The sequence below is a fragment of the Acidiphilium sp. PM genome (assembly GCF_000219295.1).
GTDB lineage: Bacteria > Pseudomonadota > Alphaproteobacteria > Acetobacterales > Acetobacteraceae > Acidiphilium > Acidiphilium multivorum.
In genome coordinates, this window is the sequence record NZ_AFPR01000198.1 from 1 (window position 1) to 9,027 (window position 9,027).

At 59.4% G+C, this 9,027-nt stretch carries 11 protein-coding genes and 2 tRNA genes; 10 read left to right on the forward strand and 3 right to left on the reverse strand.

What is annotated here, in order from left to right:
* Window positions 1–485: 485 nt before the first annotated feature.
* Both APM_RS09335 and APM_RS09340 read left to right on the forward strand, forming a co-directional pair.
* A complete protein-coding gene (locus APM_RS09335) occupies window positions 486–1,181 on the forward strand; it encodes a PEP-CTERM sorting domain-containing protein (protein WP_007423118.1) in 696 nt (231 codons plus the stop codon).
* A 124-nt stretch (window positions 1,182–1,305) separates the two neighbouring features.
* Window positions 1,306–1,722: a hypothetical protein gene (locus APM_RS09340; RefSeq protein WP_007423119.1), complete on the forward strand. Its 417-nt coding sequence runs from the start codon at window positions 1,306–1,308 to the stop codon at window positions 1,720–1,722.
* 234 nt (window positions 1,723–1,956) lie between these two features.
* Here the strand turns inward: APM_RS09340 and APM_RS21460 are convergent, their stop codons facing one another.
* The 3 genes from APM_RS21460 to APM_RS09345 form a co-directional block, all read right to left on the reverse strand.
* Complete coding sequence (locus APM_RS21460) at window positions 1,957–2,742, reverse strand: hypothetical protein (protein ID WP_007423120.1); 786 nt, start codon at window positions 2,740–2,742, stop codon at window positions 1,957–1,959.
* Between the two features lie 29 nt (window positions 2,743–2,771).
* Complete coding sequence (locus APM_RS20345) at window positions 2,772–3,278, reverse strand: super-infection exclusion protein B (protein WP_083818668.1); 507 nt, start codon at window positions 3,276–3,278, stop codon at window positions 2,772–2,774.
* 195 nt (window positions 3,279–3,473) lie between these two features.
* Window positions 3,474–5,054 carry a peptide chain release factor 3 gene (locus APM_RS09345; protein WP_007423124.1) on the reverse strand — a complete coding sequence of 527 codons (1,581 nt, stop codon included), beginning with the start codon at window positions 5,052–5,054 and terminating at the stop codon, window positions 3,474–3,476.
* A 45-nt stretch (window positions 5,055–5,099) separates the two neighbouring features.
* Here APM_RS09345 and APM_RS09350 point away from each other — a divergent pair, with 45 nt between their 5' ends.
* From APM_RS09350 to APM_RS09380, 8 genes are all read left to right on the forward strand, one after another.
* Window positions 5,100–6,194, forward strand: a complete 1,095-nt coding sequence (locus APM_RS09350; RefSeq protein ID WP_007423122.1) for an acetoin utilization protein AcuC — start codon at window positions 5,100–5,102, stop codon at window positions 6,192–6,194.
* A 19-nt stretch (window positions 6,195–6,213) separates the two neighbouring features.
* The gene (locus tag APM_RS09355) at window positions 6,214–6,699 is read left to right on the forward strand and encodes a DUF192 domain-containing protein (protein ID WP_013639837.1); all 486 of its coding nucleotides are present in this window, start codon (window positions 6,214–6,216) and stop codon (window positions 6,697–6,699) included.
* Between the two features lie 47 nt (window positions 6,700–6,746).
* Window positions 6,747–6,820, forward strand: a tRNA-Pro gene (locus APM_RS09360).
* Window positions 6,821–6,846: 26 nt separating this feature from the next.
* Window positions 6,847–7,158 carry an ETC complex I subunit gene (locus APM_RS09365; protein WP_007423125.1) on the forward strand — a complete coding sequence of 104 codons (312 nt, stop codon included), beginning with the start codon at window positions 6,847–6,849 and terminating at the stop codon, window positions 7,156–7,158.
* 52 nt (window positions 7,159–7,210) lie between these two features.
* Window positions 7,211–7,287, forward strand: a tRNA-Arg gene (locus APM_RS09370).
* A gap of 703 nt (window positions 7,288–7,990) precedes the next feature.
* Entirely contained in the window at window positions 7,991–8,533 is a 543-nt protein-coding gene (locus APM_RS09375) for a hypothetical protein (protein WP_007423126.1), read from the forward strand.
* Entirely contained in the window at window positions 8,517–8,639 is a 123-nt protein-coding gene (locus APM_RS22945; RefSeq protein ID WP_256379477.1) for a hypothetical protein, read from the forward strand. The genes APM_RS09375 and APM_RS22945 overlap by 17 nt, the downstream gene beginning before the upstream one ends.
* A complete protein-coding gene (locus APM_RS09380; protein WP_241763132.1) occupies window positions 8,636–8,866 on the forward strand; it encodes a hypothetical protein in 231 nt (76 codons plus the stop codon). The genes APM_RS22945 and APM_RS09380 overlap by 4 nt, the downstream gene beginning before the upstream one ends.
* Window positions 8,867–9,027: the final 161 nt, after the last annotated feature.

The window sequence follows — 9,027 nt, forward strand, 5'->3', positions numbered from 1 at the left end:
GGCAAGGGCTTCGAGGCGGGCGCAGAGGCGGCGCAGGCGGGTCCAGGCGAGGATGGTGAGGCTGCCGCGCCGGTGGCGCACGCCCTCCGCCGCGACGCAGGCGCAGAGCGCGGCGATGAAGCCGGCGAAGCGGAGCAGGAAGCCGGACGATGCGGGGGCGGCGGCCGTCATTCCCGCTAACAAGCATGACCGGCCGGGGGTGGGCAAGGAGGTTGCGCCGGCGGATCAGCCGCCTGCCGGATTTCGGGACGGCTCCCGGCTTTTTCGACGCCGTCTCCGGACAAAGTGTCGGAAAACTTTACACGTTGCGGCGACCGAAACTTTATCCCATTGAAATCATTTATTTTATTTTGTCGGCATGATTTTTGCTCTCGAAACGAACGTTGGCATTGGCGCCGCCAGGCCGCTTCACGAACGAGACCGGGACATTTTGGTCCCACAGGCAAAGGAATAAACGAATGCAACACAAACGGAACGGGTCGGGGATGCTCAGGGCCGCCCTGCTCGGGGCTGTGGCCTGCGGCGCGATCAGCCTCGCGGGTGTGGCCACGGCCCATGCGACGCCGGTCAGCGGGACGTACAACATCACCGTGTGGCAGGGATACAATCCCAACCCCGGTTCGAGCACCGATCCGTCGCAGCTCGCCAATACGAGCAACACGATTTTCAACAATAGCAACGACAAGATCGCGAACCTCACCTATACGGGCCCTCTCAACCTGTATCAGGGGTCAGGCGCCAATAACGGGTATGGCAATATTCAGAGCTTCCTGCAGTACGGCGGCACCCTGTCCTCCGTCACATTCTTCAACGGCGCAACGACTCTCAATACCAAGATGAGCTCGAGCGGGTTTAATCTGACGACCGTCTTTGAAATCCAGGGATATCTCTCCCAGCCGATCTATGCCGGTTCGATCAACAGCGACGATGGGTCGAGCCTTTACACCGACAACCTGACGCATCTGGTTGCCGGCCAGGCGAACCCGCAGACCGCCACCAACCCCTACAGCTACAGCCTGCCGACCGGGGCGTTCCAGATTCTTTATGTGGAGGCCAATGGCGCGCCGGCGCAGCTGACCATGGACGCGACGAAGGTTCCGGAGCCCGGCTCGCTCGCGCTGCTGGGGACCGGTCTTCTCGGCCTCGGGCTGATCAGCACGCGTCGGCGCCGCAAGGCCTGACGATCGCGCCACCGAGCGCCTGAGCGCGGCCGGATCGGAGATTACCGATCCGGCCGTTTGCGTTTGGCGTTGCGGCGGGTTTCCGCGCCACCATTTGGTGGGCGGGACGATTACGGTGGGGGCCATGACGCTGGAGGCGGGCATTGTTCCGATTTCCGCGACGGAGCGGATCGGGCCGGGGCTGACGGAGGCGGCGTTCCGGGCGTCGCCGCGCGGGGCGGGTGCGCGGGAGTTTGTCCGCAACGATCCGCACCGGTCGTATGTGCTGAAGCCTGTCTCGTTCGAGGGGCGGGATTGGATTGCGGTCGTGTATTTCACCGATGGGCGTCTGATGCGGGCGTCGCTGTCGCGGATCACGGATCGAACCTGGCTCACGGTCGATCCAGCGTATGAGCAGCGATGGACCGCAGCGCTCAAGGCGGAGATGGAGACAAGGCTGCAACGGAAGCTGCCGGCGACATTTCCGTGGGGAGAGATCGACGTCGAATACGATCAGCGGTCGATTTCAGGGTATCTTATTTTTAGTTATTGCGGGCGGTAGGGCGCTGATGGTCGGGCTTGATCCAGATTTTCGACTCTGGGCGCACTGGCGGTGGGGGGGGGTCAGAAGGCGACTGTCGATATCCCCCGTGCACTGAGGCGTGACCGAAAGCTCTGCGCACGATGGAGCTGCGCGTCACTTGCGCAAAACACTATATGTAGGCCCGTAACCTATACGCATTTCACTTAAAACTTCTTATCATTCTTATACACCATCTTCTAAAATTTAATTTAATTAATGTGCATTAATCAAATAACCAATTATCAGCGCAACAATAGATGCAAATATAGTACTGAAAAGCCATATTAATCTTGCTCTTGATTTTTTTTCATTCCGCAGATATTCAGGGCCAATTTCAAAATCGAACTTACTAAACAAAATTCCTAATTTACCTGATAAATAATACATAAATATTGTCTCTATTATTGACGCCACAAAAAGTGCAGAAACAATATTATCTCCTGGTTTTTTCATGTTGAAATAATTTTTTATAAATTCATTCGAAAATAAATAAAATAAAACAGATGAAAGTACGGCAATGATCGCAGTAAACGTATTTGGATTATTATGATAAAAAACGCTAATTTTTGAAAATTGGACCGGCGGGCAATCTTTAAAAATATCCTCCATTGCCTTTATATTTCGATCAACAAACGATTTGTCTTCTGATGATATAGAAAAATTTGCACCAGTCGGCCACCCTGAAGAGTCATTTATTGAAATAGTTACTGTATTTCTACCTGAATAAGGGTATAACTGAAATGTAATTTGAATGGGTCTTTTAAATGAAAGACCCTCAATATCAAAAAGTTTTTCATCAAGTTGCTTCTTGTCTAAATCATTTGATTTATGATTGATTAATTCTATAATATTTTTTTGGCCATCATGAAACGTAATTTCCTTCGTCAGACTTCCATATTGAGTTTCTAAAAACATATTATCAAATAAAGACTCAACTCTTGCCATTGTTGCTTTGTCAAAAGATTTAAATTCAAATTTTCGAAAATCTTTAGTAAGCATGCCACACCTCTCAGTATTCTGTTTAGACGTCATGGATTTAGAAGATCTGGTCTGCCAGTAAGAATTTTCCGAGAAATGGGCTGTAGATTGTAAGAAAAACCTGAAAACACAGTACCGACGTTCGAGGAACGAAAAATAATACCTTTCGCAACCAATCCGCCGGCAACTCCATTAGTTATATTTGCCATTCTTGTATTCGCGCCATCTATGATATAGGGGCGAAGAAATAGTTTCTCATCCTCCGTCAACATTTCTAGGGTTTCCAATACAGAGCGCTGCAAGCGCCGATTATGAAGATTATTTCCCAAAGATCGCGATATTACTGACAATCCTGATGAAGCAAGTAGTGCTATGGACACGATAAAAGTTGCACCGATATACCCACGCCACGTTTGGCGGAATGCAGAAATTCCGACCTGATGTGCAGCGCCGTCTGGTAAAAATAATAATAGAGATGATGCAATAAATAAAGCAAGGTAGACTGGAACTCCTACCCTGAGAACGGTCGTAATAAGCGATCCAACCGCTTCAATCATGTTATCCAACTCCCTGCCTTATTATACACTTCTATTTATTTTAGCCGGTCGGCTCATATCCTATCGGTAAACGTCCGCCGTAGAAAAGCGATGAAATCTGCGTTGATGACCTTATTGGGTCGATTCCGGTCGCTCAACCCGCATTGCCCTCATTTCACCGTTCCCCTCCCCCACCGAAGCGAAGGAGGAGCAGAATCATGAGGCGGATTGGTGGGTGGTGGCGAAGGTGATTTCGGGCCAGCGTTCGGCGGTGAAGCGGAGGGAAAAAGTGTCGCGGGCGAGGAAGACGGGGGAGTCGTCGCGGTCGTGGCCGAGGGTGGACTGGTTGGCTTCGATGAAGTCTTTCAGGCGTTTGGGGTCGGGAGAAGAGATCCAGCGGGCGGTGACGTAGGGGGCGGGTTCGAAGCGGATGGGGATCTTGTATTCGGCGTCGATGCGGGCTTGCAGGACGTCGAGCTGGAGGGCGCCGACGACGCCGACGATCCAGTCAGCACCCAGCATCGGGCGGAAGACCTGGGCGACGCCTTCCTCGGCGAGGTCTTCGAGGGCGCGGCGGAGCTGCTTGGCTTTCATCGGGTCGGTCAGGACGACGCGGCGAAGGATTTCGGGGGCGAAGCTCGGGATGCCGGTGAAGCGGAGGGTTTCGCCTTCGGTCAGCGTGTCGCCCACGCGGAGCGAGCCGTGGTTGGGGATGCCGATGATGTCGCCGGGGAAGGCTTCCTCGGCGAGGGAGCGGTCCTGGGCGAAGAAGAAGATCGGGGCCTGGATCGCCATCGGCTTGCCGGTGCGGACGTGGAGCAGTTTCATGCCGCGCTGGAAGCGGCCCGAGCAGATGCGGGTGAAGGCGATGCGGTCGCGGTGGTTGGGGTCCATGTTGGCCTGGACCTTGAAGACGAAGCCGGTGACGGATTTTTGATCCGCGCGGACGGGGTGGGGTTCGGCGCGCTGGGTGGTGGGCGGCGGGGCGTGTTCGGCGAGGAGGGAGAGGAGTTCGAGGACGCCGTAATCCTTCAGCGCGGTGCCGAAGACGACGGGGGTGAGGTGACCGGCGAGGAAGGCTTCGCGGTCGAAGGCGGGGTAGGCGCCGGCGAGTTCGACGGCATCGCGCAGGTCGGCCATCTGGTCGTCGGGGATGGTGACGGGTTCGGCGGGTTCGCCATCCGGGGCGACGCGGCCGATGGGGCGGTTGGCGCGGATGTCCCAGCAGCCGCGGAAGAGGCCGCCCATGCCGACGGGCCAGACGAGGGGGCAGACGTCGAGCGCGAGGGTGTTCGCGATTTCATCGAGGAGCGAAAACGGGTCCTGGCCTTCGCGGTCGATCTTGTTGACGAAGGTGATGATCGGGATGTCGCGCAGGCGGCAGACCTCGAAGAGCTTGAGGGTCTGGGCCTCGATGCCGCGGGCGGCGTCGATGACCATGACGGCGGCGTCGACCGCGGTGAGGGTGCGGTAGGTGTCTTCGGAGAAGTCCTGGTGGCCGGGCGTGTCGAGCAGGTTGAAGACGACGTCGCGCCAGGTGAAGGTCATGACCGAGGAGGTGACGGAGATGCCGCGCTGGCGTTCGATGGCCATCCAGTCCGAGCGGGTGTTGCGGCGCTCGCGGCGGGCCTTGACCATGCCGGCCTCGCGGATGGCGCCGCCGAAGAGGAGGAGCTTCTCGGTGAGGGTGGTCTTGCCGGCGTCGGGGTGGGAGATGATCGCGAAGGTGCGGCGGGGGAAGGCGCCGGTGCTGGCGGGGGAAGCGTCCTGCGCGAGCGTTGTCAATTCGTCACTCATGCCCAGCCTATAGCAACGGCGGGGCTTGATGGGTAGGCAAGGCGGATGAGCGGGACGCGCAAGGCGGTGCTGATCGGGGCGGAGGTGTATCGGGCGGCGATCGCGGCGCCGCCGCATCCGCTGGCGACGATGAGGGCGCCGGTGGCGGAGGATCTGATCCGGGCGATGGGGTGGCTGGCGGCGGGGCAGTATCGGACGGCGCCGGTGGCGGAGCGGGCGGCGCTGGAGCGGTTTCATGATCCGGCCTATCTCGACGCGCTGGAGGCGGCGGAGCGGACGCAGGAGGTGCCGGCGGAAGTGCGGGCGCGGTTCGGCATCGGGGCGGAGGGGAATCCGGTGCATCGCGCGGTGTATCGGCGGCCGGCGACCTCGGCGGGGGGCGCGATGCTGGCGGCACGGCTGACGGCAGAGGGCGGGGTCGCGCATGTGCCGGCGGCGGGGAACCATCATGCCTGGCCGGCGCGGGCGAGCGGGTTCTGCTATATCAACGACGCGGTGCTGGCGCTGATGGAGTGGCTCGACCTCGGGCTGGAGCGGCTGGTCTATCTCGATCTCGACGCGCATCACGGCGATGGGGTGGAGGCGGCGTTCGCGCGCGATGGGCGAGTGACGACGATCAGCGTGCATGAGGCGGGGCGGTGGCCGCGGACGGGGGGGACGAGCGACGCGGCGGCGGGGGTGTTCAATTTTGCCGTGCCGGAGGGGTTTTGCGACGCGGAGCTGGCGTTCCTGATGGAGGCGCGGATCGTGCCGGCGATCGCGGCGGCGCGGCCGGAGGGGATCGTGTTCCTGCCGGGGGCGGATGCGCTGGCGGATGATCCGATGAGCCGGCTGGCGCTGTCGAACCGGGGGTTGTGGGCGGCGCTGGAGGCGATCCGCGGGCTGGCGCCGCGGCTGATCGTGCTCGGGGGTGGCGGGTATAACCCGTATGCGCTCGGGCGGGCCTGGGCGGGGTTGTGGGGCGTGCTGAACGGGCACGCGGTGCCGGAGGCGCTGCCGCCGGCGGCCTTGGACGTGCTGGCGGGAATCAGCTATTTCCGCGGGCAGTCGCGGCCGAGGCCGGCGCACTGGCTCACCCGCCTCGACGATCCGCCGCAGGCGGGCCTGGTGCGGGACGAGGTGCGCCGCCTCGCCGCGTGACGCAACAAGGAGCAGGACGATGAGACGCTGGATGGGAATTTGCCTTGCGGCCGGGATTGCTGGCGGATCGGCCGTCGGGGTGGCCGCGGCGGCGATCACCGGGCCGCAGGCGAAGCTGCCGACCGAGACGATCACCATCGTCAACCAGCACGGCAAGCGGTTCACCTTCACGGTGGAGAAGGCGCTGACGCCGAAGCAGCAGGAAATCGGGCTGATGTTCCGCAAGAGCGTGGCGGCGGACGAGGGGATGATCTTTCCGTGGAACCCGCCGCAGGTGTCCGAGATGTGGATGAAGAACACGCTGGTGCCGCTGGACATGGTGTTCGTCGGGCCGCACGGGACGATCCGGCATATCGCCAACGAGACGGTGCCGCAGAGCCTGCGGATCATTTCCAGCCATGTGAAGGTGGCGGCGACGATCGAATTGCAGGGCGGGATCACCGCGAAGGACGACATCGATGTCGGCGACAAGGTGATCGGGCCGCAATTCGGCGACGACAAGTGAGGCGCTTGCCTCGCACCTTGGAGGCGCTGTAGTAGCAAGCGTCCGTGCGGGGCGTGGCGCAGCCTGGTAGCGCGCTTGTTTTGGGTACAAGAGGCCCCCGGTTCGAATCCGGGCGCCCCGAGACGGACCGACCGAGAGGAATGCCGCATGAATCGCGCCCGCATCTATCTGCCGCCGAAATCCGCCATGCAGTCCGGCTGGGCGAAGACGAGGGAATGGGTGCTGGAGTTCGAGCCGGCGATGGCGAAGCGGATCGACCCGCTGATGGGCTGGACCGGCAGCGGCGACATGATGGCGAGCCAGGTGCGGCTGAGCTTCGCGACCCGCGAGGAGGCCATCGCCTATGCGGAGAAGCATGGAATCGCCTTCGACCTCGAGATCCCGACCGAGCGGCACCGGCGGCCCAAGGCCTATGCCGACAATTTCCGCGCGGACCGGCGGGCGAACTGGACGCACTGAGGCGGCCCGGTCTGGCATTCGGCGGCGAATTGGGCGATGTTCGCCGCCGCACGGCCCTGTAGCTCAACTGGATAGAGCACCCGCCTTCTAAGCGGGTGGTTGCGTGTTCGAGTCACGCCAGGGTCGCCAGTTCTATCAACGGGTTGCGTGAGGTTTCATCCCCCTGCCCTGCTCCGTCATCGTGCCTTGCGGGGCACAGTTCGCGGGCCGCGAGGCACCCGAATTCGCGCGGATATGCGATTGTTTGCGCCGCCCGTATCCGGGTGCGCGGCGCCGGGAACGGCGCGGCCGCTGCGGCGTTGCGAAAAAAAAGCCCCGGATCTCTCCGGGGCTTACCGTCAGAAATGATCTCCCTGAACGCGGATCTCTGAAACCAAGGCCGTTGAAAGAAAGGGGTCCTGAAATTCGATCGTCTAATTACATATCGATTAATGATTTTTCATGACACATCGGTTAATTAATTACAACTAGTCTCATTAGAATGTGATCATTGTTTATATTTTGATACAGACGGTTACGCATCGCGCCGGCCGATGGCCGGTGCGCAAGGCCGTGACGGCGGCAGCACCGTGTGGCGACGGAGTGCGGGGAGCGAACGCGGTTCCGTTCGCGACGCCAGGCAGGGAAGCGCGCCGGCCCGATGCGCACGCACGCGAAGGGCGGCCGTGCAAGGGGCATTCGCGACAAGGGCGACAAAAGACATAAAAATAAGGAAAGTATTAATTACAAGATAAGAGATAATTATAGAGACGGCCGTTAATTTTTTGTTGATCATTTGTGACTAGTTTTCCGACAAAAATCATAAAAACCATAAACAAAAATGAGGTCGGAGATGACGATAGTCTATCGCGTAAAATGGGTCCTGTTTGGATTTGCCGTTGGCCTGGTGGTGTCCGGATTTATTCTGGCGTTTGCGAAATATACATACGTCAACCGGATTTCCTTTCTTTCCAATTACCGTTTCAATAACAAGAAGAGCCTGATGTATTTCAATCAGGCCATTCATTATGCCGAATTTAACACGGGGCAATTCATACATACGGCCGAAAGTCAGGACAGCCATAATGGCCATCTTTATATTGCAGTAAATTCAAACAATATAAATCATTACAGCATATTGATTTCCAAAATCTCGGCACGGGTATGCCGCTTCATTGTCGACATGTCATACAGTTCAAATATCATAAAAGACGTATATATAAACAGGAAGGAAATCGACCGGTTTCAGTTCCAGCCGATCAGCGGCCGGTTCCTGCTGGTGAACGGCAAGGCGGTCTCCATCGAGCAGAATGCCTATGCGCGACGGGTGTGCGAAAGGGCGGATGGCCGCGTGCAGATCCGCCTGGAGATCATGGATCATGCCCGGGAAGACTGATGCCGCCGGCCGGGCGTGGCGCGGCACGCCGATGACCCGCATCGGGACGACACGACGGACCTTGCCGATGGCCGGGCACGGCAGGATCGGGGCCGGGCCGGCATGAACGTCCGCACCGAGGGAGGCGATCAGGCGATGGCGTCGCCGCGGCACCGTCTCCGCGCCCTGATCGAATGGATCAGCGCGAAAAGCGTCGTGCTCTACGATCGTCCGCTGATGGCGCTGACGGTCGTCCTGCTCGGCGCGATCGCCCTTGTCGATCTCGCCCTGCTGATCAGGGCGGTCTCCGGCGCGTCCGCATCGCATGCGGCGCTCTATCCCGTTGATAAATAAGTTATCCTTTTCCGGTCGGACGATGGTCCGGCGATCACGGAGCGGGCCGGCATGCGGCGCGCCGCGAGGCGCCCGGGCGGGGCGAGGAACGCCCTTGCGGGCGGCGGCGCCATAATATAGACATCATGCATTCCTGATTTGTTCGAATGTTGCTCGCCCAT

What these genes read in the sequence shown, in the direction of transcription:
- APM_RS09340 (WP_007423119.1), top strand. Translation starts at nt 1,306, where the DNA reads ATGACGCTGGAGGCGGGCATTGTTCCGATTTCCGCGACGGAGCGGATC.
- APM_RS09350 (WP_007423122.1), top strand. Translation starts at nt 5,100, where the DNA reads ATGAGCGGGACGCGCAAGGCGGTGCTGATCGGGGCGGAGGTGTATCGG.
- APM_RS09335 (WP_007423118.1), top strand. Translation starts at nt 486, where the DNA reads ATGCTCAGGGCCGCCCTGCTCGGGGCTGTGGCCTGCGGCGCGATCAGC.
- APM_RS22945 (WP_256379477.1), top strand. Translation starts at nt 8,517, where the DNA reads ATGCCCGGGAAGACTGATGCCGCCGGCCGGGCGTGGCGCGGCACGCCG.
- APM_RS20345 (WP_083818668.1), bottom strand. Translation starts at nt 3,278, where the DNA reads ATGATTGAAGCGGTTGGATCGCTTATTACGACCGTTCTCAGGGTAGGA.
- APM_RS21460 (WP_007423120.1), bottom strand. Translation starts at nt 2,742, where the DNA reads ATGCTTACTAAAGATTTTCGAAAATTTGAATTTAAATCTTTTGACAAA.
- APM_RS09375 (WP_007423126.1), top strand. Translation starts at nt 7,991, where the DNA reads ATGACGATAGTCTATCGCGTAAAATGGGTCCTGTTTGGATTTGCCGTT.
- APM_RS09345 (WP_007423124.1), bottom strand. Translation starts at nt 5,054, where the DNA reads ATGAGTGACGAATTGACAACGCTCGCGCAGGACGCTTCCCCCGCCAGC.
- APM_RS09355 (WP_013639837.1), top strand. Translation starts at nt 6,214, where the DNA reads ATGAGACGCTGGATGGGAATTTGCCTTGCGGCCGGGATTGCTGGCGGA.
- APM_RS09380 (WP_241763132.1), top strand. Translation starts at nt 8,636, where the DNA reads ATGAACGTCCGCACCGAGGGAGGCGATCAGGCGATGGCGTCGCCGCGG.
- APM_RS09365 (WP_007423125.1), top strand. Translation starts at nt 6,847, where the DNA reads ATGAATCGCGCCCGCATCTATCTGCCGCCGAAATCCGCCATGCAGTCC.